Raw genomic sequence first — 24,827 nt, 5'->3', positions numbered from 1 at the left:
GGCTCCATCGAAACTGAGAACCCATTATGCCGACGATCCCGCGGGGCCGGCGCAGGCTTACGGGTAGCGCTTGTAGACGCTGGTCTTGCCGCCGTCCTGCACCAGCAGCACCTCGTAGGGATCCTTGCGCGGTCCTTCCATGCCCGGCGAACCCATCGGCATCCCCGGCACCGCCAGGCCGCGCGCCTTCGGTTTCGTGGCCAGCAGGCGCTTGATGTCACTGGCCGGCACGTGCCCTTCGATCGCATAGCCGTTCACGCGGCCCGTGTGGCAGGAGCCATACTCGTTCGGGATGCCGAATTTTTCGCGGTAGTCGGAGGTATTGGGGACGTCCTGGGTTTTCACGGTGAAGCCATTGGCCTCCAGGTGCTTGACCCACTCCTTGCAGCAGCCGCAGGTCGCGCTTTTGTAGACCTCGATCACGGGTTGGGCGGCGCTGGCCGCGAGGGGCAATGCGAGCAGGACGGCGGACGCCGCCTGGGTAAGAAAACGCAGCAACATGTGAGCTCCAAGGGCGACAGAAAAAAACGCATTATGCCGCAGCCGTACGCTTGGTGCCCGTTGTCGAAGCTGCTATACTGTATAAAAACACAGTATCAGAAAGCAACATGCCGACCTTCATCCCGATCGACCTCGACCCGCTGCCGGAAGATTCGCCGCAGCGGCTGGCTGCGAGCGCGCGCGGCGCGGTTTTCCGCAGGGTGAACGACGAGCCGGTCACGGACGCGAAAAGCGACGCCGAACTGGCGCGCGAGTACATCGGCCAGGGTGAACTGAGTCCGAAATCGGTCGCCAACACCCAGAAGGAGCTGTACCGTTTCCTGACCTGGTGCCGGGAAGAGGCGCGCAAGACTTTCCAGCAGCTGACGGTCGCCGACCTGAACGCCTACAAGGAATTCATCCGCAATCCGCCGCCGGAATGGATCTCGACCACCAAATGGCCGCGCAACGATCCGCGCTACCGGCCATTTTCGGGGCCCTTGTCCGACGCCAGCCGGCGCCAGGCCATGATCGCGGTGAAGGGCCTGCTCGGCTACGCGGAGCAGACCGGCTACCTGCGGCGCAACCCGGCGCGCCTGGTGCGCAATGTGCGCGCGAACCAGGCCAAACGCATCTCGCGCTACCTCACGCCGCAGGCGATTGCACACGCGCTCGATGCAGTGTCGAACCGCGCGGCCGATACCCCGGCGGCGATCCGCCAGCGCGAACGCGACCGCTTCCTGCTGATCGCCTTTGCCCAGACCGGGGCGCGCCTCAACGAGATCGTGGGTGCCAGCATGGGCGCCATCTACGACGAGGGCGACGGCCGCTGGTGGCTGGACGTGATGGGGAAGGGCGCCAAGCCGCGCCGCCTGCCGGTGCCGCCGGCGATGCTGGCCGCCTACCGCGACTATCGCCAGGCTTTCGGGCTGCTGCCGCAGGCCAGCCGCGCCGACCGCACGCCGCTCGTGCTCTCGAGCCGCAGCAAGGAAGCGGTGCGCATTACGGACGAAGCGGCGTCGGAAGCGCTGAAAGCGGTGTTCGTGGCAGCGGCCGACCGCGCCGAAGCGCAGGGCGATGGCGACAGCGCCGCGGCATTGCGCCAGGCCTCGACCCACTGGCTGCGCCACAGCATGCTGACCAACCACGCCAACAGCGGAGTGCAGCTCAAGACCCTGCAGGACACCGCCGGCCATGCGAACATCGCGACGACGGCGGGCTACCTGCACAAGCAGGACCACGAACGCCACGACGAAATCGTAGGCTCGAAGAAGGATCTGCTGCCTTGAAAAGCTGGTTGGCGATCAGATCGGCAGTTCGGAGGTGCCGCCGTCCGAGCTGCCGAATTCCTGCAAGGCGTCCAGCGACAGGCGGCCATCGTTCAGCGCTGCGACGATCGACGTGAGCTGTTCCGGGTCAGGATTCAGGTAAATGATGCGTTGCTCGAGTTCGTTGTCCCAGTACTTCGTGTACGGGACGTCGGTCTCCGCCATGACCTTGGCGTCGAACTTCCCGTCCATCATTTCGCCCACCAGGGTGACCTTGGCCGTGTCCGGTGTCGTGTTCTTCACGGTGATGCCCATGCTCTTCCTTTCGAGTGATCAGTTCGCATAGCGCATTCTTACCCACCTAAGCATCGTGACGCAAACGGCTGGAGTTCAGTCGTGCGCGCCCGGGAGGCAGGCAGGCGGACCATCGAGGTAGACCCAGCCGCCAGTCGCATGCTCAATCCTGACCTGGCCTCCCGCGCCACACAGGCTAGTATGCGCCGTCCGGCTATCGGCCTTGAACAGGATTTTCACCGGATGCTGCGGCGATGGATAGGGCGCCACCACGTCGGCGTGGACGGCGCCGTCCTGGTGCAAGGTCCGCTCGATGAAGATTTCCGGCTCGGGCGCGTAAAGGGCAGGGAAGCGCGCCAGCATGAATCGCGCGGCCGGGCTGAACTCGAGGTAGTCATAGCTGCGCGCGAACGTCATGGCGCCGGCCTGTGCCAGCAGGATGGCGGCCACCAGCGCGGGCGGCCAACGCGGCAGGCGCTGCAGGTAGACCAAACCCAGGTAAAGCAGCGGCATGCCGCCCCAGAGGGCGTAGCGCATCATGCCGGAGGCGCCCGAATTCCAGTTGACCGTCGACAGCGTGGGGATCGCCATCGCTACGCTGAACAGGATGGCCACGAGCAGGTGCGGCAGCCAGCGCAGACGGTCCTGCGCCGCCAGCTGGGCCAGCACCAGCAGCATCGCCACCGGGAGGCCCACGATGGCGCCCTGGTTCAGGTCGAAGAAAAAGGACACGAGCCGTCCGAGCGTCATCAGGGAGCGATCGGTCGACAGCACCGCGATCACACTCGGTACGCCGAACTTCGCCAGGTTGAACATGACCGGCAGCGCGGCAAGCGCCACCAGCAGTATCGAGGCCAGCACTGTGTGGCGCGTGACGACCTTGCGCCACGCCGCGGCCCACGACAGGTTTTCCTGCGCATGGACGTACGTGAGCCGGATCAGCGGCGCGAACAGTCCGAAGGCGACCAGCGGCGGATTCTGCATCGCGGCGACGCTGGCCAATAGGGCGCCAGCATACGGACTGCCGGCCAGCACAAAGAAAAGGCCGGACAACAGCGCGCAGGCGCTGAAGAATTCCGGGCTGCCCCAGTTCGCATACAGCAGGCCGCCCGACAGCAGGAAGAACACGGTGCCGAAGATCGCGCGCCGCGGCGTGCCGGTGAAACGGTACAGGGCAATTGTCAGCAGGGCGAGGGCGCCGAGATTCAGCAGCTGGAATGCCTTGAACGGCTTGCCGCCGGCAGCGTCGATCAGCTTGAAGGGAATCGCCGCCAGGGCAGGATAGGCAAAGAAGTGGATCGCGTAATAGCTGCCATCGTGGCCGCGCACGAAGCCCGGGAAGGGATATTCGGCAGCTTGGCGCATGCCGACGCGGAGCTGGTCGTGTATCAGTTCGAAACCTGGCTCGGGCGAGAGGCGAGAGGCGGTGTCGACGTCGGACAGGCGGAGATCGGGTGTCGCGTGGCTGGCGAGGGCGATCGTCATCAGCGCGTACTCCTGGAAGTCGCCGCTCTTCGAAGGGCGGGTCAACAGCAGGGTCGCGAGCGACAGCAGGACAATGAACAGTGCGACGCGGCCAGCGGGCCGGGCGGGCAGAAAGCGCTGCATCGAATCCTTGGAAACGTTTTGGGAACGGCCGAGATTCTAGCTTGCTATCTCTACAATAGGAACGATGCCGCCCGATTTACCTGTCAGGGATTGAAAGTATGTCTTTCCCTAAAGGCGCTGCTGACAAGAGATTTTCTTCCAAATTTCACTCGACATTAGCATATATAATGTCGAGTTCACTTCAAACTGAGTCTTTGGATGGGAATTCGGCTTCCGAAGGGGTCAGTGGTCACGAACGTATCGTTTGGAAGAATGTTCATGCAGATCGAGCTTGTTTCATCCGGCGCAAAGCCGCATCACAACGAAGACTGGGCAGGAAGCTTCCAGGCGCCCGAGCGCCTTGACCTCGTCATCATCGACGGCGGCACCTCGGTCGCCGACCGCGATTACATCGATCCGGAGAACGGCGACGTGGTCTGGTTCGTCACCAGCTTTGCTGCGGCGCTCGGCGCGCGCATCGATGCTGGTCTGGACCAGCAGAGCGCGGTGCATGCGGCGGTCGAATCCGTGTACGCCGCATTCCAGGCGCGCAGCGCCGGCCAGGACGTGCCCGTGTACGCGTGGCCGATTGCGGCCTTGACGTGGATCCGCGCAAGCAAGGTGGGACAAGGCAGCCGGCTCGAGCTGTACTGCCTGGGCGACTGCAAGGCGCTGATGCGCACGCCGGACGGCAAGGTCCACGACCTCGATCCCTTCGTGAATCCGCAGGAAGGCATTCTGCGCGCTGAAATCGCCAGGCTGCAGGCCGAAGCCGTCAGCGATCCGGTCGCCAGGCAGGCGCGCTTGCTCCCGATGCTGCGCGCACGGCGCGAATTCCAGAACACGACGGTCGACACGAACTCCCTGTGCCTGCGCCCAAACGGGCCGTTTGGCGCGCGTACGTTTGCGTTTAATGCGCCGGCAGGTTCTGCCGTGCTCGCAATGACGGACGGCTTTTACCGGCTGGTCGACACCTACGGGCTGCACACGCCGGAGAGCCTGTTCGCGCTGTGCGTCGAGCGAGGCTTGCAGGAAGCGCTGGACGAGCTGCGCGCGTTTGAGGCGGTGCAGGCCACGGCGTCGAAGTCCGTCAAGCGGGCAGACGATGCGTCGGCGATCCTGTGGCGCGCCTAGATCAGCCCACACAGAGCAAAAGAACGTGCACCCGGGGACAATGCCGCATCGGCCGCGCTGGACAGGGGCCTAGGATTGGAGCCGGTGAGAAGCCGATCCCTGCAGCAGGCCCTAAAGGCGTTCATCTACAGATAGCGCATTTAACATAATATAGATTATGCGTACATTGGACGATTTCCTATCTGTGCCCGCTAGCTCGACACCGTCCCGGTCGGCCATTGAAACTCCTGCCTTTTCAGCATGGCCAGCGCCAATAGATCCCGCTGATATGTCAGCAGCCTGATAGCACGGTTCACGAGCATGCCGCCTGTTGCCAAGCCAACGAGCATCGCTAATCCAAGCAAGTACGCTTGGCCTTGCCATGACAAGCTCGATTGAGGAAAATTCTTCCAGACGGTCCATCCCGCACTGACAAGCGCGAACACTGCCACCTTATCCGACCCACCCAGATAGTTCCCGATTCGCATCTTCATTCGTTCGATCTTCAATGCGAGCCATTTATCCGTCAGTTTGAGGATAGCCGGATCAAACCCTACCAGTCCCTCAAGATGCCCCAGATCGTATTCGATCTCACGCTTCCGACGCTGATACGCATAGGTGTCAAACCGCATTACACTGACCGCCACCGGCACGGTGTCTACGAACATCCACGACAAGGCCAAAAGGATCTGCATCAAGCCGATGTATTGCACCAAAATGAATAATTCCCTCGATGGGTGCTGGCTTTGCACGACGCACCATCCAGCAAATCCCATTACAGGAAAACAGGAAACGGAAAATATGCACAAACCTTTGCTGAGCTTCCTCACTCTCCTTTCGAAGCCCGTTTCAAGTAACTCGCTCGGTGCTTCGCGCTTCTGATGCAACATCTCCAGTACTTCTGCCACAGCTTCATTCAGCACGAAAAGGCTCCAGTTTAGGTCGCGACTTGCGTGCCGCGGCATTCCCAAAGGATTCATTTTCGCATGAAGCACTTGCAGCACCTCATACCTGGACGAGACGCTGTGGCTAGTAGCAAGGCACATTCCTAGCGGTCTGCGGTAGTGGTTGCGCTACCTTGGTCCGTGCTAGGGCCGCGCGGATGTCGGATGATTCACTGCACAGTCATTTCGCGCGCCGCTTGACGGCATAGCCATATTGCACCGGCCAATCCGGCTCCTCCTCGAACGCATGCTGGGCCTTCAGCGCCCAGTACGGCTCGCGCAGCAGTTCGCGCCCGACCAGCACAAGGTCGGCGTCGCCACCGGTGACGATCTCGTCGGCCTCTTTCGGATCCGTGATCAGCCCCACCGTACCGGTCAGGATGCCGGCATCGTCACGGATGCGGCGGCTGCATGGCACCTGGTAGCGCTTGGCGACGGGAATGCGAGCGGTCGGCAGATTGCCGCCGGTTGACACGTCGATCAGATCGACGCCGAGGTCCTTCAGGCGTCGCGACAGTTCGACCGACTGCTCGATGTCCCAGCCGCCGGCAACCCAGTCAGTGGCGGATATGCGCACGAACAGCGGCAGCTCGGCGGGAACGATTGCCCGCAAGCGCTCGGTCACGCGCAGCGTGAAGCGCATCCGGTTCTCCAGGCTGCCGCCGTACTGATCCTCCCGCTGGTTACTCTGCGGAGACAGGAACTGGTGGAGCAGGTAGCCATGCGCGGCGTGGATCTCCAGGACCTTGAAGCCGGCCGCCAGCGCGCGCCGCGCGGCTGCTTCGAACGCGTCGACGATGCCGTCGATGCCGGCTTCGGTGAGGGCGATCGGTGCCGGATCGTTCGGATGGAACGGAATCGCGCTTGGCGCGACGACCGGCCAACCGCCCTCCTCCTCGGTCTTCAAGGTCTCGCCGCCTGTCCATGGCGCGGCGGTGCTGGCCTTGCGCCCGGCGTGCGCGAGCTGGATGCCCGCTATCGCGCCCTGGCTGTTCACGAAGCGGGCGATGCGGGCCAGAGCTTCGATGTGATCGTCGCTCCAGATGCCGAGGTCGCCCGGGGTGATGCGGCCGTCCCAGGTGACGCCGGTCGCCTCGACAATCACGAGTCCGGCGCCGCCCACGGCGCGGCTGCCCAGGTGCACCAGATGCCAGTCATTGGCCATGCCTTCTTCGGCTGAATACTGGCACATCGGCGCCATGGCGATGCGGTTGCGCACGGTCAGACTTCGCAGCGTTAAGGGGCTAAGCAAGTCGACTTCCGGCACTTCCTGGTCGTGCGCGGCGCCGGCCATCGCACCGTGCGTGGGTTGGACACTATCCGGGCTCATGGTCTGCCTCCGGGCGAAAAGAATTGTGGATGGGGAGATGCGCCCGGCGGGCCGGGCGTTGTGGTTCAGTAGCGCCTGCGGCGGTTGCGCAGGGCCATGATGCCGCCTACGACTACCGTGGCAATGAGGGCCTTGCGTACCAGGCCGGCCGGGTTGTAGCGCAGCTCGGAGCGGATGCCCATCTCCCCGAGCACGTTGGGTACGTGGCCGTGCGCCAGGTCCTCGACGACGCCCTCGACCATGTTGACGCGGTCCGCGGCAATCAGCATCAGCCAGTGGCGAATGTCGTTCTCGGGCAGCTTGTACGCGAGGCGCCGGATGGCGCCGGACAGCCACTTGGGCGGCTCCGCCGTGCCGAAGATCGGCGTGATGCCGGGCCGTTCAGGCGAACAAAACACTTCGACGGTCTGCGCCTGCTGCACCGGCTGTCCCTGCGGCACGTGGATGAAGCGCGGCGGGGTGCGTTCCATCGGCACAGCCGGCCGGTTCTTCTTGTCGAGATCCGAACCCCAGCCCGGGATGCGCTGAAGCTGTTCGACGGGTGGACTATGCCGGTTCAGGTCGTAGTCCATCTGCCTTTCGTAGCCGACGTGGCCGTGGTGGTGCGGGTCGCGCCGCTGCTCGGCAAGGTCGCGCTTGGCGATTTCTGTGTCCATGGCTGCTCCTTCAATGGATGACGCTGGTCGCCGTCGCGCGCGCCGAGCCTGCGCGTGGAGGAATCAGCACGGTTTTAATACAGTTGTCATACTTGCTCGAGAAGATGTGGTACGCGTCCGACACCTCCTCCAGCGGCACCCGGTGGGTGATGATTTCTTTCGGGTTCAGGTGCCCCTGGCGGATGTGCTCGATCAGGTGCGGCACATGGCGCTTGACGCTGGCCTGGTTCATGCGCATCGTGAGGCCCTTGTTCAGCGCGTTGCCGATGGGGACCGCGTTGAAGGTCGGCCCGTAGACGCCGACGATCGACACGTTGCCGCCCTTGCGCACCGAGTTGATGGCCCAGAACAGCGCGGTCGCGGCGCCCGCCTGCAGCATGGTCCAGCGCCCGGTGAGGGTCTGGGTCAGGCTGCCCGAGGCTTCGCAGCCGACAGCATCGATGCACACGTCCGCGCCGAGCCAGTCGGTCATCTTCTTGATGTGCAGGGCCACGTCGCTCACTTCGCGGAAATTGATGATTTCGCAGGGAGCGTAACGCCGCACGAAGTCGAGCCGGTAGTCGACATGGTCGACCACGATCACGCGGCCGGCGCCGAACAGCCAGGCGGATCTGGCGGCGAAAATGCCCACCGGGCCAGCGCCGAACACGACCACGGTGTCGCCTTGCTGGATGTCGCCCATCTCCGCAGCCTGGTAGCCGGTCGGCAGCGCGTCCGTCAGCAGCACCGCGTCGTCATCCACGATGTCTTCAGGGATCTTGTATGGTCCCACGTCGGCCATCGGGACGCGCACATACTCGGCCTGGCCGCCGTCGTAGCCGCCGGTCGTGTGCGAGTAACCGTAGATGCCGCCCACCGCCGTCGCTTCCGGATTGGTGTTGTGGCAGTTGCTGTACAACTCTTTCTGGCAGAAGAAGCAGTTGCCGCAGAATAGGTTGAACGGTACCAGCACACGGTCGCCCGGCTTGAGCGTCTCGACGGCCGATCCGACCTCTTCCACGATACCAACGAACTCATGTCCGAAGGTGTGCCCGATGCGGGTATCGGGCACCAGGCCGTGGTACAGGTGCAGGTCCGAGCCGCAGATGCAGGCGCGTGTCACGCGGACGATGGCGTCGCCCGGGTGCTCGATCACGGGATCCGGCTTCTGGGAAGCGCGGATACGGTATGGTCCACGATAGTTAGTTGCTAGCATAAAAGCCTCCTGTCAAGATTGTCTTCGCGCTCCCGCATCGGCCGCCATGGGGCGCAAAAAGTTGGACACCAGCGATGGCGGCACGTTCGTCCTCAGGACGCGGGCCCTCCTTGCGGATGAGCGCCCTGCTCCATCAGGAGCCCGGGTGCAGCACCACCTTGGTCCAGCCGTGGTCGCGCGCGTCGAAGTGCTTGTATGCGTCCGGCGCCTGGTCCAGTTTCAATTCGTGCGAAACGATGAACGAGGGCTTGGCGCGGCCGGCGTGGATCAGGTCGCGCAGCTGCCGGTTGTAAGCCTTGACCGGGCACTGGCCGGTGGCGACGCGCTGACCCTTGAACCAGAGCATGCCCCAGTCCAGCGCGATCTTGCCCTCTTTCTCCAGCGGGTCCGGACTGCCCGGATCCTGCGGCACGAACACGCCGACCACCCCGATTCCGCCGGTGAACTTGACCGAGTTGACCAGGTTGTTCATCGTCAGGTTGGGAACCTCTTGCCGGTGATGATGATGGTCGTGGCACTGGTATCCGACGCATTCGCAGCCCGCGTCCGCACCGCGCCCATGCGTCAGGTCCATCACGCGCTGCACCGGGTCCTCTTTCGAATAATCGATCGCGATCGCACCGATCGACTCGGCCAATTTGAGGCGGTCGGAATGGCAGTCGACCACCATCACGCTGCAGGCCCCCTTGATCATCGCCGAGTGCGCCGCCATGAGGCCCACCGGCCCGGCGCCGTAGATGACCACCGCGTCCCCGGGCTTCATGCCCGCCAGTTCGGTCGCATGCCAGCCGGTCGGAAAGATGTCGGCGCACATCACGTAGTCGGTCTGTCGCTGCTCGGCGTCCGGCGGCAGCTTCAGGCACATGAAGTCGGCCCAGGGAACGCGCAGGAATTCGGCCTGGCCGCCCGGGTAGGGGCCCATGTCGGCAAAGCCGAAGGCGGCGCCGGCCACGCCTGGCTCATTCGCCTTCAGGCAGTAGTTGGTGAGGCCGCGTTCGCAGTTCTTGCAGTGGCCGCAGCTGATGTTGAAGGGCATGCACACCCAGTCGCCGGGCTTGAGATTCTCGACCGCCGGACCGACTTCCACGACCACGCCAAGGTTCTCGTGGCCGAAGGTGCGGCCCTGCTCGAAATCGGTCCGGCCCTCGTACATGTGCAGGTCGGAACCGCAGATGTTGGTGCTGGTAATCTTGACGATCGCATCCGTCGGACGTTCGATCTTGGGATCGGGCACGTCTTCAACTGCAACCTGGTTGGGACCTCGGTAGACGACAGCTTTCATAATCTGCTCCTGTGATCTCCCAGGACGCACCTGCCCCGCACGACAGGACGCGGCATCTCCTGGCAGTTGTTGGTGAAACCGCGGGAAGGCCCACAGTCGTATGTGCCGGCGCGTGAGCGTCGGCCCACCGCGAAAGCATTCATTCACAGTGAACGCAAGCCGTCCGATAACAAGGGCAGTGTTCGATTTTTTTTCTTTATTAGTCCACCTATTCAAATAGCCTGCAGTGCGCTTCTTCCCGCGAAGACATTGAACACGCGGCGCCAGTACAAGGTATTTGCGTGTCCTTGTGCGGTTCGGGATGTGCGCCTACACATACATCGTTTTTACCGTGCCAGAATGGCGTCCCCGTAGTGGATTGCTGTCGCTTTTCGAAAGGAAGAGTCATGCGAATCCCACCGATGTTTCTGGCACTCGCCTTCGCAGCAGCCGGCTTGTCCTCGGGCTTGGCGCCGCCGCAAACGCAGGCTGCACGTGCCGTACCGACCGCAGAATCAACACATCGCCGGGGCGATACGGCGCTGCAGCAGGCGGCCCAGTTCGAACACCAGGTCACCGGTGTGACCGTCAGCGAACGGGGCCGCATCTTCGTCAATTTTCCGCGCTGGACGGAAGACTCTCCCGTCTCGGTCGCCGAACTCATGAAGGATGGAAGCCTGCGCCCCTATCCCAACGAACAATGGAATGCCTGGCGCAACGTACGGCGCGATGAGGTCGATCCATCGGACCACTGGGTCTGCGTGCAGAGCGTGGTTGCCGACGGTCGCGGCAGTGTATGGGTCGTGGACCCGGCCGCCCCGGCCGTCGACGGCATGGAGGCGCACGGCACCGGACCGCAATACGCGTATGACCTCGTGAAGCAGGCCTTGCGGCTCGAGACGGACCGCGGCCAGGCCTTGCGCGAGGCCACCATGGCCTGCCGTAAGGGCGGCACGCTGTCGGTGCTCGGCGTCTACGGACTGATCGACAAGTTCCCCATGGGCGTCATCATGAACAAGGGCATGACGGTGCGCAGCGCCCAGCAGCACGGGCAAGCCTATATGGAGCGGCTGCTGGCGCATGCGCAGAAAGGCGAGCTCAACCCGGCCTACCTCGCCACGCACCGGTTCTCGCTCGAGGACGGCCCGCGCGGCTACGACATGTTCAAGTACAAGAAGGACGGCTGCGTGCGCGCGGTGTTCGCCCCTTAGGATCGCCGGAACGACCTCCTAGAGGCGATATGCACAATACCAAATACTTCGACCCCCATCGGCATTCCACCTGGCTCGAGGCGTTCTTCGACCTGATTTTCGTGGTGGCGATCGGTGACCTCACGGAAATCCTGAGCGAAACGCACGAGGGCCATCTCGACCCGCTTCAGTTCTTGAAGTTCGTATTGATCTTCATACCCTTGTGGTGGATCTGGGTGAGCCACACGATGTATGCCAACCGCTTCGACGCGGATGACCGCAAGCACCGGCTGGCCACCCTCTTGATCATGTTCCTGTTGCTGATCATCTCGGGCTTGATCGGCAAGCGCTTCCTGGCCAATTTCGAGCTCATCGTGGCCTGCTACGCAGGAGCCAAGTTCATCATTGCCATCATGTATTTCGTGTCGAGGCAGCGGCACAAGGAAAGCGGCGCCCTGACGACGGTGGTCGGCTGGACGGTCCTCGGCGGCGCCGCAATCAGCCTCGCTTCGGTCCTGTTCGCGGCGCCACAGCGCTATGCGGTGTTCTACCTTGGCATCGCGTTCGACCTGCTTGCGTTCATCGTCTTCCTGAAGCACCGGTTGCGCGTCATCCCGGCGCATACCAAGCACCTGATCGAACGTGTGGGCCTGCTCACGATCATCATCCTCGGTGAATCCATCAGCAGCCTGGCATCCGGACTCGCCGACTTCGAGTGGACCGCGGAAAAGCTGATGACCGCGACCACGGGGTTCGTGATGATCACGAGCATCTGGTGGGTCTATTTCGACAGTTTCAACCTGCTGTCCGAACAGAAGTTCGCGACCGGACACTCGATCCTGTACTCGCACCTGTTCGTCTTCATCGGCCTGTCGATCCTGGCGAGTCTGGTCCGGCACGCAATCGTGGACGACATGGCGCCAGCCGACTTCCGCGTACTATCCGTCATCGGCGCGGTCAGCTTTTTCCTCGGCAAGCAATATGCCTATTTCAAGCAACGTCCCGAGCTGCGCTCCCGACTGGTCGTCAACACCCTCGTGGTCTTTGTCCTGATGGGGCTTGCCCTGCTGTTGCCGAGAACCGATCACATGCTGATGGGCATGACCGCATCGGTGATTTGTTATGCTCTCCTCAGCCTCAGGTACCAGAAGGACACTTCCGCGCGTCACGAACAGCCGCGCAACACGGCCATCGCAGGAGACCGGCCATGAGCGACCCGCTTGTGGCGGGCCCGAATACGACAGGAGCATTCATGCGCAACACGCAATTACCGTCTGGAGAACAACTACCGGTGCTTGGCCTGGGTACCTGGCACATGGGCGAACGTCCGCAGAAGCGCCAGGACGAAATCGGTGCGATACGCTACGCCATCGACCACGGGATGACGCTGATCGACACCGCGGAAATGTATGGCGACGGCGCGGCCGAGGCACTGATCGGCGAGGCCCTCGCCGGCCGCAGGCCCGAAGCGTTCATCGTCAGCAAGGTGTTGCCCCATCATGCGACCCGGCAGGGAACAGTGGTCGCCTGCGAGGACAGCCTGCGCCGGCTTGGCACCGATTACCTCGACATGTACCTGTTGCACTGGCCTGGCCCGGTGCCGCTCGACGAGACGCTGGAGGCCTTCGACGCCCTGCGGCGCGCAGGGAAGATCCGTCATTGGGGCGTCAGCAATTTCGATACTTCCGACATGGAGGAATTGCTCTCCCTGCAAGGAGGGGACGCGGTCGCGACCAACCAGGTGCTATATAACCTGACGCGGCGCGGCATCGAGTTCGACCTGTTGCCCTGGTGCCGGCAGCGCAAGATCCCGGTCATGGCCTATTCTCCCCTCGAGCAGGGCCGCCTGCTCGGCAATTCCGCGCTGCAGCGCCTGGCCGCGGAATATTCCGCCACGCCCGCCCAGATCGCATTGCGCTGGGTGCTGCGGGACGACCTGACGATCGCGCTACCGAAGGCCGGTACACCCGACCACGTCGAGCAGCTTCGCAGCGCGCTCGACATTCCTTTGTCGACGCAGGACTTGGCTGCGCTGGATGCCGCCTTCCCGCCGCCGAAGCGGAAGCGGCCGCTGGAAGTGATCTGAGGCGTGATCCCGGGAACAGACTCGTGGGCTGGCGGTCTACCATCTACCATGTAGGCGTCTCGCAATTACCTGCTGCCATGCCCGAAGACCAGCGTCCAGATGCTCTGCCGTCCGTCGGCGAATCCCCAGGCCAATTTGGCTTCTGGGAGCTGGACTTGCGCGACATGGCGCTCACCCTGTCGGACGCGACGCGCGTCGTCTACGGCCTTGCGCCGGGCGCGTGTCGCTTGGGCGAGCTGCTGCAACACGTACACCCGGACGAGCGGCAGCGGGTCACCGACACGATGCTGGCGACGCTGCACGCCGGGGCGCGGCTCGATGTCGGCTACCGGATCTTTCGCGCTAACAGCCAGGAGCGGCACGTCCGCATGCGCGCCGAGCCCCTGCGTGCGGACCACGGCAGCGTGCGCTACCTGGGCACAGTACAGGACGTGACCGAAGTGGTGCGGCGCGAAGCCGAGGCCGGGCTGAAAGCGCGTCTGCTGCAGATGGCAAGCGCGGTCGCCCACGTCGGCGGCTGGATCTACGACAGGGAGCAGGACCGCGTCATCTGGTCGGACGAAGTGTGCCGCATCCACGAGGTGCCGCCCGGGACCAGGCCCACGGCCGAGGAAGCGATCGCCTATTTTGCGCCGGAATCGCGCGACAGGCTGCGCCGCCTGGTCGAGACCTGCCTGCGCGAGGGCACGCCCTACGACGAAGAGCTGCGGCTGATCACCGCGCGCGGGCGCAGCGTATGGGTACGGGCGATCGGCGAAGCGGTGCGCAGCGCGCTTGGTGCGGTCACGGGCTTGCAGGGCGCGTTCCAGGACATCAACGACAAGCGCAAGGCGGAACAGGAAACCGCCCGCATCGGCGCACTGCTGTCGGACACGCTCGAGTCGATCGGCGACGCCTTCTATACCCTGGACCGGGAGTGGCGCTTCACCTACCTGAACCGGGAAGCCGAGCGGCTGTTCAAGCGCCCACGCGCGCAGCTGCTCGGCGAGGTGCTGTGGGACGAGTTCGCCGCGCTCAAGGGCCAGATCGGCTACTGCGAATTCCACCGAGCGTTGCGCGAAAACCGCAGCGTCGTGTTCGAGGAATACTACGCGCCCCACCAGGCGCTGTCCGAGGTCCGCGCCTATCCTACCAAAGACGGCCTCAGTGTCTACTTCCGCGACGTCACCGAGGCGCGCAAGACCGAGGAGTCGCTGCGCATCAGCGAGCAGCGCTTCCGCACTATCGCCCGCGCCACCACCGACGTGGTATGGGATTGGAACCTGGAAGACGACAGCCTGTGGACCAGCGACAGCATCGAGTCGGTGTTCGGCTACACCACGGTCGATTTTTCCGGGCCGATCCGTGCATGGTCGGACCACATCCACCCGGACGAGCGCGAGCGCGTCGTCAAGCACATCAAATCGGCCATCGAGGGCGGCGAGGAACAGTGGATCGACGAATACCACTTCATGCGCAAGGACGGCTCGCTCGCCCTGGTGCTGGACCGCGGCTACATTATCCGCGACGCCTCCGGACGCGCCCTGCGCATGATCGGCGCGATGGTCGACATGACCGAGCGCCGCCAGGCCGAACGCCGCATCGAATACCTGGCCTATTACGATTCGCTGACCCAGCTGCCCAACCGCCAGCTGCTGATGGACCGGCTGCAGCAGGCGGTCGACGACAGTGCGCAGCGGCGCCATGCCAACGCGCTGTTCTTCATCGACCTGGACAACTTCAAGTCGCTCAACGACACCCTCGGGCATGCGGTGGGCGACCAGATGCTCAAGCAGGTGGCGCAGCGCCTCAGCGGCTGCGTCAACCACGATGACACCATCGCGCGCTTCGGCGGCGACGAGTACGTGGTGCTGCTGCAGGAGATGAGCACCGACATGGTGGAGGCCACCACCCAGGCCCGGACGGTGGGCGAGCGCATGCTGAAGTCCCTGCGCCAGCCCTACAAGCTCGACCAGAACTGCCACCACAGCACGGCCAGCATCGGCATCGTGCTGTTCAGCGGCGCCGGCGACGACATCGGCGAGCTGCTCAAGCGCGCAGACATGGCGATGTACGAGGCCAAGGCCTCGGGGCGCAACACGCTGCGCTTCTTCAACCCCGGCATGCAGGCCGCGCTGTCGGCGCGCATGGCGCTCGAGAACGACCTGCGCCAGGCGGTGCGCCAGTGCGACGCCCAATTCGAGCTGCACTACCAGCCCCAGATCGACCGCCACGGCCTGGTCACCGGCGTCGAAGCCCTGGTGCGCTGGCGCCATCCGGCGCGCGGCATGATCTCGCCGGCCGAGTTCATCCCGCTCGCCGAGGAAACCGGGCTGGTGCTCTCGCTCGGCCAGTGGGTGCTCAAAAAGGCCTGCGGGCAGTTGCTGGCCTGGGCCGCCAACCCGGCGACGGCCCGGATCGAGATAGCGGTCAATGTCAGCGCACGCCAGTTCCACCACCCGCAGTTCGCCGCCCAGGTGCTGGACGTGGTGGCGGCGGCCGGGATCGATGCGCGCCTGCTCAAGCTCGAACTGACCGAAACCTCGCTGCTGGAAAATCTGGCCGACACCATCGCCAAGATGAACGTGCTGCGCACGCACGGTGTGAGCTTTGCGCTGGACGACTTCGGTACCGGCTACTCCTCGCTCGCCTATCTCAGGCAACTGCCGCTGGACATGCTCAAGATCGACCGCTCTTTCGTGCTGGATCTCCTGACCAATCAAAACGACGCGGCGATAGCGCGCACGATGATTGCGCTGGGGCGCAGCCTGGGCTTGCGGGTACTGGCCGAAGGCGTCGAAACGGTTGCCCAGCGCGACTTCCTGTTCGAGCACGGCTGCGACGCTTACCAGGGCTACCTGTGCGCCAGCGCCTTGCCGGCCGATGCAGCGGCCGCGGTCGTCTGCAAGCCGTGAGCAATCCAGCTCTGCGCGGGCTTAAGCCAGATCAAAATTCGCGAAACCGCGAACTGTGCGCGCCGCCGGCGATCCTATAGTGGACGGATTGGTTAACCGAAAAGGAGACGTCATGAAACGCATGATCGCTGTCTTGACGATGTCGGCTGCGCCGCTCTGGGGCGGCCTTGCAGCGGCGCAAACATCGGCGCAATCGAGCGCACAGGCCCCCTCCGCTCCGGTCGCCGGCAGAGCGCCGGTCGGCGTCACCGTGATCGAGATGGAGGCAATTGTCGTTGGCTGGAGCGCCAAGCGCGACCTGCTTGGCAAGACCGTGGTCAATGACAAGAATGAAAAGATCGGCAAGATCGACGACCTGATCGTTTCTCCAAGCAAGGGCAGCGCGCCCGCGGCCCCGTTTGCGATCGTCGGCGTGGGTGGCTTCCTGGGCATGGGCAAACACGACGTCGCCATTCCGATGGCGCAGTTCAAGGTCCAGAATAGGCAGTTGAGCCTGCCTGGTGCGACGAAGGATGCGCTGAAGGCCATGCCGGCTTTCGAGTACCGGAAAAAGTAAGGCTGTCCCGTGGCCTTGCGGGCAGCGCAAGAGTAAGGGCGAACACTATGGCTACGACAAAACTTGATAGAGCGGCTTGGCAGAACACCTTTGACCAGTTGTCGAAAACACAGCTGGCCGGCAAACAGGTCGAAATCGAGGTGACAGGGCTGAGTATCGGCGATCAGATCGAGCAGGAGTGGATCCAGCTGCTCGGCATCGCCTACGACCCCAGGAACGAGCGCATCGAAGTTCTCGTCGAAGGTCTCGACCACCTCATTTCCCGGCCGCGCGAAGTCTGGGTCGAGCACGGTCCCGCCGGACTGGTCAGCATGGAAGTGATCGACGCCGATGACGTGCGCCAGATTATTCGGCTGCGCGATCCCCTCATGCTGCCCTACTCCGGCCCGACATGAGCGCCACCCGCAGCTGATGCTCCGGGCCAGCGCGGTGGAGAACGCGGCGGCCTGGAAGGTGGACTCCCGGGATTTGTAGTGAATCCACTACAAAGATGTACCGCGCGCGGGTCTTGGAAAAGATCGGAATGACGAGCCGTGCCGAACTGACACGCTATGCGCTTGAGCCCGGCTTTCCGGGCTGAGGCCCGGGGCTGCTTGCTTCAGCGCGGGGCTTTCGCCCGCGCCGCGTGCAGCTTGCGGTAGCTGTCGATCAGGCGCGCGTGACGGTCGAGCCCTTCGAGCTTCATGCTGGTCGGCGTGAGACCGTAGAAGCGCACACTGCCGTCCACCGAACCGACCACCGCGTCCATGCGCTCGGCGCCGAACATGCGGCGGAAATTGACGATGTAGTCGTCCAGGTCCATGTCGTCGTCCAGCTCCACTTCCAGCACCGCGCTCACGGCCTGGTAGAACAAGCCGCGTTCGAGCGTGTTGTCGTTGTACTGCAGGAAGGCGCCCACCAGCTCCTGGGCTTCCTCCAGGTCGCCCAGCGCCAGGCGGATCAGGAGCTTGAGTTCCAGGACCGTCAGCTGCCCCCATACCGTGTTCTCGTCGAACTCGATCCCGATCAGGGTCGCGATATCGCCGTATTCATCCAGCTCGTTGTTCTCCAGGCGCTCCAGCAAGGCTTCCAGCTGTTCGTCGTCGAGCCGGTGCAGGTTCAGGATATCGCTGCGGAACAGCAGCGCCTTGTTGGTGTTGTCCCAGATGAGATCCTCGACCGGATAGATTTCGGAATAGCCCGGCACCAGGATGCGGCAGGCGGTCGCGCCCAGGTCCTCGTACACGGCCATATAGGCTTCCTTGCCCAGTTCGTCGAGGATGCCGAACAGCGCGGACGCCTCGTCGGCGTTCGAATTCTCGCCTTCGCCGGAGAAATCCCATTCGACGAATTCGTAGTCCGATTTGGCGCTGAAGAAGCGCCAGGACACGATGCCGCTGGAATCGATGAAGTGCTCGACGAAGTTGTACGGCTCGGTCACGGCCTCGCTCGCGAAGGTCGGACGCGGCAGATCGTTCAGGCCTTCGAAACTGCGGCCCTGCAGCAGTTCTGTCAGGCTGCGTTCGAGGGCGACCTGGAAACTCGGGTGAGCGCCAAAGGAGGCGAACACGCCACCGGTACGCGGATTCATCAGGGTCACGCACATGACCGGGTAGGTGCCGCCCAGCGAGGCATCCTTGACCAGCACCGGGAAGCCCTGCTCTTCCAGGCCCTTGATGCCGGCGACGATGCTCGGGTACTTGTCCAGCACTTCCTGCGGCACGTCCGGCAAGGCGATTTCGCCTTCCAGGATCTCACGCTTCACGGCACGCTCGAAAATCTCCGACAGACACTGCACCTGCGCTTCCGGCAGCGTATTACCGGCACTCATGCCGTTACTGACGAACAGGTTTTCCACCAGGTTCACCGGGAAGTACACGGTCTCGCCGTCTGACTGGCGCACGAAAGGCAGCGAGCAGATGCCGCGCTCGGCATTGCCGGAATTGGTATCGACCAGATGCGAGGCGCGCAGTTCGCGATCGGGATCGTAGATGTCGCGGGTACGGGCATCGAGGATCTCGCTTGGTAGCGCATCCTTCTTGCCCGGCTTGAACCAGCGCTCGTTCGGATAATGCACGAAGGGCGCCTGGGCGATCTCTTCGCCCCAGTAGGAACCGGCATAGAAGTGGTTGCAGTTGATGCGCTCGATGTATTCGCCCAGGCTGGACGCCAGCGCGCTTTCCTTGGTCGCGCCCTTGCCGTTGGTGAAGCACATCGGCGAGTGCGCGTCGCGGATATGCAGCGACCAGACGTTCGGCACGATGTTGCGCCATGAAGCGATCTCGATCTTGATGCCCAGGTCAGCAAGGACCTTCGACATGTTCGCGATGGTCTGCTCCAGCGGCAGGTCCTTGCCCGCGATATAGGTGCTGTGCGAGGCATCCGGTTTGGCCAGCAGCAGGCCCTGGGCGTCGGCGTCGATGCTCTCGACTTCCTCGATCACGAATTCCGGCCCGGTCTGCACGACCTTTTTGACGGTGCAGCGGTCGATCGAACGCAGGATGCCCAGGCGGTCTTTTTCAGAAATATCCGCCGGCAGCTCGACCTGGATCTTGAAGATCTGCTTGTAGCGGTTTTCCGGGTCGACGATGTTGTTCTGCGAAAGACGGATGTTCTCGGTCGGGATATCGCGGGACGAGCAGTACAGCTTCACGAAATACGCTGCGCACAGGGCGGACGAGGCCAGGAAATAATCGAAGGGGCCCGGCGCCGAGCCGTCGCCCTTGTAGCGGATCGGCTGGTCGGCAATGACCGTGAAATCGTCGAACTTGGCTTCGAGGCGAAGCTTGTCGAGAAAATTGACCTTAATTTCCATGGAGTTTCCAAACCAGTGCTAAGTAGAAGACCCGCCATTATCCGTGCTTTTGCCGGAAGCTGAAAGACGATCTTCCGTCGCCGCGGGCTCATCGTCCTGCACGAATTTGGTCTGGCCACCTATCGATGGTAGTGCGCGCGAGGGCTTGAGCTGGACCGAAGCCGCCAGCACCAACGTGACCGCGCCAACCCTGTGCGTGGGCATGGCCGTCTCGTCCGGCAGCAGTACGGCTGCCCAGTCCGCGAGCTTCAATAGGCTCGGCGTCGTGGGCGGCGGCCTGAACTGACACGTAGCACGGGCAGGCCGTCGTGCTGCGGCGCGTCAGCATGCCGGCGCAGGTGCCGGAACCGGCGTCGATTTTCCTGGTAGGCGCAGCGCTTGCCGGGATGGGCGCTCTGCGCCGCAAGCGGCGCCGGTGATGCACGCCGCTTCTATATAGAAGCGGCTTTCGTCAGCCGGCGTTCCCAACCGGCTTCGTGGCGGGACGCTGAGGCGGCCCCATGCGCTGGTTGCCGTTCTCGATATCGGCGGCGATCAGCCAGCGGCCGTCGACCTTGCGCAGCACCAGCACGAACTTGCCGTGATCGCGCTGCTGCCCGGCCGGGCCGTAGGCGCCGACCACATAGGCCAGGTCGCCGGCGGCGCGGTAATCGAGAGCGCGTAGCGTGGTCGGCTGGCCGCCGCCGCCGGAATATGCCTGTTCGATCGCAGTGTGGCCGCGCGCCGGCGGCTGGCTGCTTGGCAGTGCGAAGCCGTCCGGGGCGAACAGCGCGGCCAGGGCGGCGGCATCGTTGGCGGCCCAGGCGCGCTCGTATTGACGCAGGATCTGATCGACCTCGGCCGGCACCGGTACCGATGGCAGGCTCTGGGCAATAGCGGAGGCCGCGGGCATGGCAAGCACGGCGGCGAGGTTCAAGGCGATCAGCAGTTGGCGCATGGTGGTCCTCGTGGGGGAAAGCGCCGATTCTAGCGGTGACTTGCGTGGATGACTACGGAAAATGGATATGCATTGGCGCGGGGACTACGCTAAATGCATATATAGAGACCCATTCTGTGATGTTTCTGGCACCAAAACAAAATATTTAAAAAAATTTCCGTACGGCACTTAATGAAGTTTCCGCGAATGTCGCCTTGTACTTGTGAGCGCGAGTGAGGTACTCGCCACCAGAACAACACTCTTAACGGAACTGACATCATGCTGAGCCTTCACACCAACAACGCTGCACTGTCCGCACAGAATTCGATCAGCCGCACCCAGAGCTCGCTGTCGACCTCGATGACCCGCCTGTCGACCGGCTACCGCATCAACTCGGCAATGGACGACGCTGCCGGCCTGCAGATCGCTTCGCGCCTGAAATCGCAGACCTCGGGCATGGCCGTCGCCATGCGCAACACCCAGAACTCGACTTCGATGCTGCAGACCGCCGAAGGCGCGCTGGACGAAGTCGGCAACATGCTGGTCCGCATGAAAGACCTGGCAACCCAGTCGGCTGACGCTTCGTCGACCGCCGCCGACAAGACCGCCATGCAGTCGGAATTCGACGCGCTGGGCCTGGAACTGAAGAACATCCTGCAAAACACCACCTTCGGCGGCACCAAGCTGCTGGTCGGCGGCACCGTCGCTTCGTCGATGACCTTCCAGATCGGCGCTTCGTCGAGCGAGACCATGGCGGTCAACCTGTCGACCGACATGACCTCGATGGCATCGCAGGTCAGCGCTGCAACCGCGAACTACACCACCACCACCACCGGTACCGAACTGACCGCCAGCGCCAACGCCACCATCGGCAAGCTGGAAACCGCACTGGACAGCGTCAACAAGGTGCGTTCGGGCCTGGGCGCTGCAGCGAACCGCCTGGAACACGTGTACAACAACCTGTCGAACATCAGCACCAACAGCAAAGCTGCTACCGGCCTGATCATGGACGTGGACTTCGCGACCGAAAGCGCGAACATGACCTCGAACCAGATGCTGCTGCAAGCTGGTACCGCGATGCTCAAGCAGTCGAACAGCATGTCCTCGATGGTCATGTCGCTCCTGCAGTAATCGGCTTTCGCTTCACCCTGAAAAGCCAGCCCTAAGGGGCTGGCTTTTTTTCGTGCGCGCGACGCAGCTTGGATAAAAATAAATTTTGTCGAAGGTGCATCCAATTCGCTCTCTCCAGCGTAGAGCCTGTATCGACCCGCGGCAGCCGGCAGGTCGGCAGCAGTATCCATCCAAACTCTACGACAGGAACCGACATGAACGCACGCACTCCTTCCAGGCTTTTCCTCGCCGCCACCCTCACGGCCCTGCTGGCCGCCTGTGGCGGTGACGACGATCCTTCTGCCATGGCGCCGGTGACGACGCCGCCTCCTCCCGTCGCCACGGCCGGCGACGTGGTCGTGCTCACCGCGAGCAACCGCCTGGTCTCGTTCGACCGCGCGACGCCCGGCACGGTGCGGACCTCAGTGGCGGTCACCGGCCTGCAGGCCGGCGAGAACCTGGTGGGCATCGACTACCGGCCGGCGGACGGCCTGCTCTACGGCGTCGGCAGCAGCGGCCGCATCTACACCCTGAATCCGGATACCGGCGCTGCGAGCTTCAAGGCGACCCTGAGCGCCGACGCCACCGACACCACGGCCCCGTACACCGCCCTTGCCGGCACCGACTTCGGGGTCGACTTCAATCCGATGGCGGACCGGCTGCGTGTAGTGAGCAACACAGGCCAAAGCCTGCGCATCAATGTCGACACGGGCACGACGACGACCGACGGCAATATCAACGGCGGCGCCGCGAATAGCGCCATTACCGCGTCCGCATATACCAATGCCTTCGCCGGCACGGCCAGCACGACCCTGTACGCCCTCGACAGCGCAACCGACACCCTATACGTGCAGAACCCGCCGAACAACGGTACGCTGGCCTCGCCGGTGGCGCTGGGCGTGGATGCGGGCGCGGCCAACGGCTTCGACATCGACGCGCAGACCAACGTGGGCTATGCGGTACTGAACGTGGGCGGCGCCCGGACCCTGTATACGATCAACCTTGCGGCGACGGCCAATGCCGCCAGCCCGGCCGGCGCGCTGGCCGTGAGCGAAGATGTGCGCGGCCTCGCCCTGCGCGCCGCGCCGGCGCCGGTAGTGCTCGGACTCACCGACGCCGGCCGCATCGTCGCCTTCCGCCCAGCCACGCCGAACGTGCTGACGCTCGATATCGGGCTGGCGGGACTGAATGCGAACGAGACCTTGGTCGGCTTCGACTTCCGTCCGCGCGACAACATGTTGTACGGGATTACGTCGGCCGCACGGATCGTCACGATCGACGCCGCCACTGGCGTCACGACGGTCAAGGCCACCCTGGCCGCCGATCCGGCCGACACCAGCCAGCCCTATGCGGGCCTGGTCGGCACCATGTTTGCCGTCGACTTCAATCCGGCGGCCGACCGGCTGCGCGTGATCAGCGACCGCGGCCAGAGCCTGCGCATCAACGTGGACACCGGCGCCACCACGACCGACGGGACCATCAACCGTGCCGGTGCGACGCCCGTGGTGACGGCCGCCGCCTACACCAACAGCATCCCGAACGCGGCCTCGACCCAGCTGTTCGACATCGATATCGACAGCGACAACCTGGCGCTGCAGAACCCGCCGAACGACGGCACCCTGGCCAATGTCGGCCCGCTGGGTGTGGCGGTGGCGGGCGACGCTGCCTTCGACATCGGCGGCGGCGCCAACGGCATCGCACTCGCCGCACTGCGCACGGCAGCGGGCGGGCCGTCGTCGCTGTACCGGATCGACCTCGCCACCGGCGCCGCGACCCTGGTGGGCGCCGCGGCGACGCCGGCCAATTCGGTCGTCGGCGCCGGGCTGGGCCTGCGCGACATCGCGATCTCGCTGCGCTAAGCAGCGGCGCCGCGGGCTAGATCAGCTTCACGGCGCGTCCGATGAAGAGGATCGGGCCCGTCGGCCGGCCGAGCGGCGAGCCGGCCGGCGGTTCGAGGGTGATTTCGAACAGCTGGTTCGGCTGCAAGGGCGGGAGGCGATCGAGCGCGACGTCGACCGCCTTGCCCTGTTCCACCAGGCCGAGCGACACCGGACCGGTCCAGCCGTCCGCCTTGGTCCACAATTGCAGGGCGCCCGCGGCAGGCACGCTCGTCGCACGCAGCGGCTGCAGGCGCAGGCGCCCGTCGTCGGCCGACTGCAGGATCCAGCCGGGCGACATCGACCCCGGCGCCGCCAGCACCACCATGTAGCGCGGCGCCGGCGCCTGTAACGGCCGGATCGGAACGCTTGCGAGCAGGATCGCAGCCGCTGCGCCGGCCGTGGCGAGCCCGCGCCACAGCCACAGGCTGTCCCACCAGCGCGTGCGCGCGTCCCCGCGTTCGCGCTGCGCCGCGACGGAACCTGCAATGCGCGGCCACAGCTGCGCCGATGGTTCCTCGGGCGCGACCAGGTCGGTCAAGGGCAGCAGCCGGGCTTCCCATTCTCCGACGGCGATGCGCAGCGCGGGGTCGCGCGCCATCGCCTGTTCGACTTCCCGGCGTACGCCGGCGGGCAAGGTGCCGAGCACATACTCGCCGGCCAGCTCCTGCGGGTCTCGATTCTGTAAGCCGCTCATCCCATGCACTCCCTCAGGGCAGTCAGCCCGCGCTTGATCCAGGCCTTGACGGTGCCGAGTGGCGAGCTCAGGCGCTGCGCGATCTCGCTATGCGAACAGCCGTCGAGATAGGCGTACAGGATGCTGCGCCGTTTGGCGGGATCGAGCCCGACCAGGCAATCGTGCAGGCGGCCGATGTCCTGGCGCAGCGCAATCGTCTCATCGACTCCCCCGGCATGCGCCGCCCCATCCGCGGCCAGATCTTCCAGGACCTCGTCGTCGACCGCGATTTCGCGTTCGCCGCCGCGCACCAGACTGAGCGCCTGGTTGCGCACCACGCTATAAATCCAGCCGCGCCCTGCGCCGCGCGCCGGGTCGAAACTGGCGGCGCGGGTCCAGATGTTCAGGAAGGCGTCGTGCAGGACATCCTCGGCGATCTGGCGATGGCGCACAATGCGCAGCGCAACGCCGAGCAGCCGGCGGCCGTCCCGGTCATAAATGCGGCGCAGCGCGTGCTGGTCGCCGCGCGCACATCCGGCAAGGGCCGCTTCATAGTCGAACTCGCTGGTCACGCTCATCCGGCGCGCATTTGCTTCATGG

General features: G+C 64.2%; 25 protein-coding genes. 13 read left to right on the top strand and 12 right to left on the bottom strand.

What is annotated here, in order from left to right:
- Positions 1–57 precede the first annotated feature (57 nt).
- On the bottom strand, positions 58–501 hold the full coding sequence (locus GV068_RS08875) for a DUF411 domain-containing protein (protein ID WP_159696976.1): 444 nt from the start codon (positions 499–501) through the stop codon (positions 58–60).
- Between the two features lie 107 nt (positions 502–608).
- On the opposite strand from GV068_RS08875, the gene GV068_RS08870 reads away from it, so the two are divergent.
- Positions 609–1,769 carry a tyrosine-type recombinase/integrase gene (locus GV068_RS08870; protein ID WP_159696975.1) on the top strand — a complete coding sequence of 387 codons (1,161 nt, stop codon included), beginning with the start codon at positions 609–611 and terminating at the stop codon, positions 1,767–1,769.
- A gap of 15 nt (positions 1,770–1,784) precedes the next feature.
- Here GV068_RS08870 and GV068_RS08865 read toward each other — a convergent pair whose 3' ends face one another.
- Entirely contained in the window at positions 1,785–2,063 is a 279-nt protein-coding gene (locus tag GV068_RS08865) for a hypothetical protein (protein WP_159696974.1), read from the bottom strand.
- A 75-nt stretch (positions 2,064–2,138) separates the two neighbouring features.
- Positions 2,139–3,650 (bottom strand): hypothetical protein, encoded by a 1,512-nt coding sequence (locus GV068_RS08860; RefSeq protein WP_159696973.1) that lies wholly within the window; start codon positions 3,648–3,650, stop codon positions 2,139–2,141.
- A 258-nt stretch (positions 3,651–3,908) separates the two neighbouring features.
- Here GV068_RS08860 and GV068_RS08855 point away from each other — a divergent pair, with 258 nt between their 5' ends.
- Positions 3,909–4,763 carry a protein phosphatase 2C domain-containing protein gene (locus GV068_RS08855; RefSeq protein ID WP_229463913.1) on the top strand — a complete coding sequence of 285 codons (855 nt, stop codon included), beginning with the start codon at positions 3,909–3,911 and terminating at the stop codon, positions 4,761–4,763.
- A 191-nt stretch (positions 4,764–4,954) separates the two neighbouring features.
- Here GV068_RS08855 and GV068_RS08850 read toward each other — a convergent pair whose 3' ends face one another.
- The 5 genes from GV068_RS08850 to GV068_RS08830 all read right to left on the bottom strand — a co-directional run bounded on the left by GV068_RS08850 (position 4,955) and on the right by GV068_RS08830 (position 10,149).
- Positions 4,955–5,665 (bottom strand): hypothetical protein, encoded by a 711-nt coding sequence (locus GV068_RS08850; RefSeq protein ID WP_159696971.1) that lies wholly within the window; start codon positions 5,663–5,665, stop codon positions 4,955–4,957.
- Positions 5,666–5,867: 202 nt separating this feature from the next.
- The gene (locus GV068_RS08845) at positions 5,868–7,016 is read right to left on the bottom strand and encodes an NADH:flavin oxidoreductase/NADH oxidase (RefSeq protein WP_159696970.1); all 1,149 of its coding nucleotides are present in this window, start codon (positions 7,014–7,016) and stop codon (positions 5,868–5,870) included.
- Positions 7,017–7,081: 65 nt separating this feature from the next.
- A complete protein-coding gene (locus GV068_RS08840; protein WP_308637049.1) occupies positions 7,082–7,672 on the bottom strand; it encodes a hypothetical protein in 591 nt (196 codons plus the stop codon).
- 10 nt (positions 7,673–7,682) lie between these two features.
- On the bottom strand, positions 7,683–8,867 hold the full coding sequence (locus GV068_RS08835; protein ID WP_159696969.1) for a zinc-dependent alcohol dehydrogenase: 1,185 nt from the start codon (positions 8,865–8,867) through the stop codon (positions 7,683–7,685).
- Between the two features lie 133 nt (positions 8,868–9,000).
- Positions 9,001–10,149 carry a glutathione-independent formaldehyde dehydrogenase gene (locus GV068_RS08830; protein ID WP_159696968.1) on the bottom strand — a complete coding sequence of 383 codons (1,149 nt, stop codon included), beginning with the start codon at positions 10,147–10,149 and terminating at the stop codon, positions 9,001–9,003.
- Between the two features lie 386 nt (positions 10,150–10,535).
- Between GV068_RS08830 and GV068_RS25165 the strand changes: the two genes are divergently transcribed.
- From GV068_RS25165 to GV068_RS25475, 7 genes are all read left to right on the top strand, one after another.
- Positions 10,536–11,339, top strand: coding sequence for a hypothetical protein (locus GV068_RS25165; protein ID WP_159696967.1), 804 nt, complete (start codon positions 10,536–10,538; stop codon positions 11,337–11,339).
- A 29-nt stretch (positions 11,340–11,368) separates the two neighbouring features.
- On the top strand, positions 11,369–12,529 hold the full coding sequence (locus GV068_RS08820; protein ID WP_159696966.1) for a low temperature requirement protein A: 1,161 nt from the start codon (positions 11,369–11,371) through the stop codon (positions 12,527–12,529).
- A 41-nt stretch (positions 12,530–12,570) separates the two neighbouring features.
- Entirely contained in the window at positions 12,571–13,404 is an 834-nt protein-coding gene (locus tag GV068_RS08815; RefSeq protein WP_159704778.1) for an aldo/keto reductase, read from the top strand.
- Between the two features lie 164 nt (positions 13,405–13,568).
- Positions 13,569–16,298, top strand: coding sequence for an EAL domain-containing protein (locus GV068_RS08810; protein WP_229464534.1), 2,730 nt, complete (start codon positions 13,569–13,571; stop codon positions 16,296–16,298).
- A 139-nt stretch (positions 16,299–16,437) separates the two neighbouring features.
- Entirely contained in the window at positions 16,438–16,854 is a 417-nt protein-coding gene (locus GV068_RS08805; protein WP_201303370.1) for a PRC-barrel domain-containing protein, read from the top strand.
- Positions 16,855–16,901: 47 nt separating this feature from the next.
- Positions 16,902–17,249, top strand: coding sequence for a DUF5335 family protein (locus GV068_RS08800; RefSeq protein ID WP_159696963.1), 348 nt, complete (start codon positions 16,902–16,904; stop codon positions 17,247–17,249).
- Between the two features lie 71 nt (positions 17,250–17,320).
- Complete coding sequence (locus GV068_RS25475) at positions 17,321–17,434, top strand: LuxR C-terminal-related transcriptional regulator (RefSeq protein ID WP_373888437.1); 114 nt, start codon at positions 17,321–17,323, stop codon at positions 17,432–17,434.
- A gap of 18 nt (positions 17,435–17,452) precedes the next feature.
- Here the strand turns inward: GV068_RS25475 and GV068_RS08790 are convergent, their stop codons facing one another.
- Positions 17,453–19,648, bottom strand: a complete 2,196-nt coding sequence (locus GV068_RS08790; protein WP_159696961.1) for an OsmC domain/YcaO domain-containing protein — start codon at positions 19,646–19,648, stop codon at positions 17,453–17,455.
- Positions 19,649–19,793: 145 nt separating this feature from the next.
- Here GV068_RS08790 and GV068_RS08785 point away from each other — a divergent pair, with 145 nt between their 5' ends.
- Both GV068_RS08785 and GV068_RS25470 read left to right on the top strand, forming a co-directional pair.
- On the top strand, positions 19,794–19,934 hold the full coding sequence (locus GV068_RS08785) for a hypothetical protein (RefSeq protein ID WP_159696960.1): 141 nt from the start codon (positions 19,794–19,796) through the stop codon (positions 19,932–19,934).
- 40 nt (positions 19,935–19,974) lie between these two features.
- Positions 19,975–20,067: a PEP-CTERM sorting domain-containing protein gene (locus tag GV068_RS25470; protein ID WP_373888436.1), complete on the top strand. Its 93-nt coding sequence runs from the start codon at positions 19,975–19,977 to the stop codon at positions 20,065–20,067.
- A 32-nt stretch (positions 20,068–20,099) separates the two neighbouring features.
- Here GV068_RS25470 and GV068_RS08775 read toward each other — a convergent pair whose 3' ends face one another.
- Positions 20,100–20,585, bottom strand: a complete 486-nt coding sequence (locus GV068_RS08775; protein ID WP_159696958.1) for an SgcJ/EcaC family oxidoreductase — start codon at positions 20,583–20,585, stop codon at positions 20,100–20,102.
- A 258-nt stretch (positions 20,586–20,843) separates the two neighbouring features.
- On the opposite strand from GV068_RS08775, the gene GV068_RS08770 reads away from it, so the two are divergent.
- Positions 20,844–21,695 carry a flagellin gene (locus GV068_RS08770; RefSeq protein WP_159696957.1) on the top strand — a complete coding sequence of 284 codons (852 nt, stop codon included), beginning with the start codon at positions 20,844–20,846 and terminating at the stop codon, positions 21,693–21,695.
- A 194-nt stretch (positions 21,696–21,889) separates the two neighbouring features.
- Complete coding sequence (locus tag GV068_RS08765) at positions 21,890–23,533, top strand: DUF4394 domain-containing protein (protein WP_159696956.1); 1,644 nt, start codon at positions 21,890–21,892, stop codon at positions 23,531–23,533.
- Between the two features lie 16 nt (positions 23,534–23,549).
- Here GV068_RS08765 and GV068_RS08760 read toward each other — a convergent pair whose 3' ends face one another.
- Entirely contained in the window at positions 23,550–24,248 is a 699-nt protein-coding gene (locus tag GV068_RS08760) for an anti-sigma factor domain-containing protein (protein WP_159696955.1), read from the bottom strand.
- Entirely contained in the window at positions 24,245–24,805 is a 561-nt protein-coding gene (locus GV068_RS08755) for a sigma-70 family RNA polymerase sigma factor (RefSeq protein ID WP_159696954.1), read from the bottom strand. The genes GV068_RS08760 and GV068_RS08755 overlap by 4 nt, the downstream gene beginning before the upstream one ends.
- Positions 24,806–24,827 lie beyond the last annotated feature (22 nt).

The sequence above is a fragment of the Massilia sp. 9I genome, assembly GCF_902506415.1.
Classification (GTDB): domain Bacteria; phylum Pseudomonadota; class Gammaproteobacteria; order Burkholderiales; family Burkholderiaceae_D; genus Telluria.
This window is presented reverse-complemented; position numbering and strand designations above follow the sequence as displayed.

Excerpts from the sequence above, each read along its gene's own strand:
- GV068_RS08860 (WP_159696973.1), bottom strand. The coding sequence starts at position 3,650 with ATGCAGCGCTTTCTGCCCGCCCGGCCCGCTGGCCGCGTCGCACTGTTC.
- GV068_RS08800 (WP_159696963.1), top strand. The coding sequence starts at position 16,902 with ATGGCTACGACAAAACTTGATAGAGCGGCTTGGCAGAACACCTTTGAC.
- GV068_RS08840 (WP_308637049.1), bottom strand. The coding sequence starts at position 7,672 with ATGGACACAGAAATCGCCAAGCGCGACCTTGCCGAGCAGCGGCGCGAC.
- GV068_RS08835 (WP_159696969.1), bottom strand. The coding sequence starts at position 8,867 with ATGCTAGCAACTAACTATCGTGGACCATACCGTATCCGCGCTTCCCAG.
- GV068_RS08865 (WP_159696974.1), bottom strand. The coding sequence starts at position 2,063 with ATGGGCATCACCGTGAAGAACACGACACCGGACACGGCCAAGGTCACC.
- GV068_RS08845 (WP_159696970.1), bottom strand. The coding sequence starts at position 7,016 with ATGAGCCCGGATAGTGTCCAACCCACGCACGGTGCGATGGCCGGCGCC.
- GV068_RS25470 (WP_373888436.1), top strand. The coding sequence starts at position 19,975 with ATGCCGGCGCAGGTGCCGGAACCGGCGTCGATTTTCCTGGTAGGCGCA.
- GV068_RS08805 (WP_201303370.1), top strand. The coding sequence starts at position 16,438 with ATGTCGGCTGCGCCGCTCTGGGGCGGCCTTGCAGCGGCGCAAACATCG.
- GV068_RS08870 (WP_159696975.1), top strand. The coding sequence starts at position 609 with ATGCCGACCTTCATCCCGATCGACCTCGACCCGCTGCCGGAAGATTCG.
- GV068_RS08790 (WP_159696961.1), bottom strand. The coding sequence starts at position 19,648 with ATGGAAATTAAGGTCAATTTTCTCGACAAGCTTCGCCTCGAAGCCAAG.
- GV068_RS08810 (WP_229464534.1), top strand. The coding sequence starts at position 13,569 with ATGGCGCTCACCCTGTCGGACGCGACGCGCGTCGTCTACGGCCTTGCG.
- GV068_RS08855 (WP_229463913.1), top strand. The coding sequence starts at position 3,909 with ATGCAGATCGAGCTTGTTTCATCCGGCGCAAAGCCGCATCACAACGAA.
- GV068_RS08820 (WP_159696966.1), top strand. The coding sequence starts at position 11,369 with ATGCACAATACCAAATACTTCGACCCCCATCGGCATTCCACCTGGCTC.
- GV068_RS08765 (WP_159696956.1), top strand. The coding sequence starts at position 21,890 with ATGAACGCACGCACTCCTTCCAGGCTTTTCCTCGCCGCCACCCTCACG.
- GV068_RS08830 (WP_159696968.1), bottom strand. The coding sequence starts at position 10,149 with ATGAAAGCTGTCGTCTACCGAGGTCCCAACCAGGTTGCAGTTGAAGAC.
- GV068_RS08760 (WP_159696955.1), bottom strand. The coding sequence starts at position 24,248 with ATGAGCGGCTTACAGAATCGAGACCCGCAGGAGCTGGCCGGCGAGTAT.
- GV068_RS08775 (WP_159696958.1), bottom strand. The coding sequence starts at position 20,585 with ATGCGCCAACTGCTGATCGCCTTGAACCTCGCCGCCGTGCTTGCCATG.
- GV068_RS08875 (WP_159696976.1), bottom strand. The coding sequence starts at position 501 with ATGTTGCTGCGTTTTCTTACCCAGGCGGCGTCCGCCGTCCTGCTCGCA.
- GV068_RS25165 (WP_159696967.1), top strand. The coding sequence starts at position 10,536 with ATGCGAATCCCACCGATGTTTCTGGCACTCGCCTTCGCAGCAGCCGGC.
- GV068_RS08755 (WP_159696954.1), bottom strand. The coding sequence starts at position 24,805 with ATGAGCGTGACCAGCGAGTTCGACTATGAAGCGGCCCTTGCCGGATGT.
- GV068_RS08815 (WP_159704778.1), top strand. The coding sequence starts at position 12,571 with ATGCGCAACACGCAATTACCGTCTGGAGAACAACTACCGGTGCTTGGC.
- GV068_RS08770 (WP_159696957.1), top strand. The coding sequence starts at position 20,844 with ATGCTGAGCCTTCACACCAACAACGCTGCACTGTCCGCACAGAATTCG.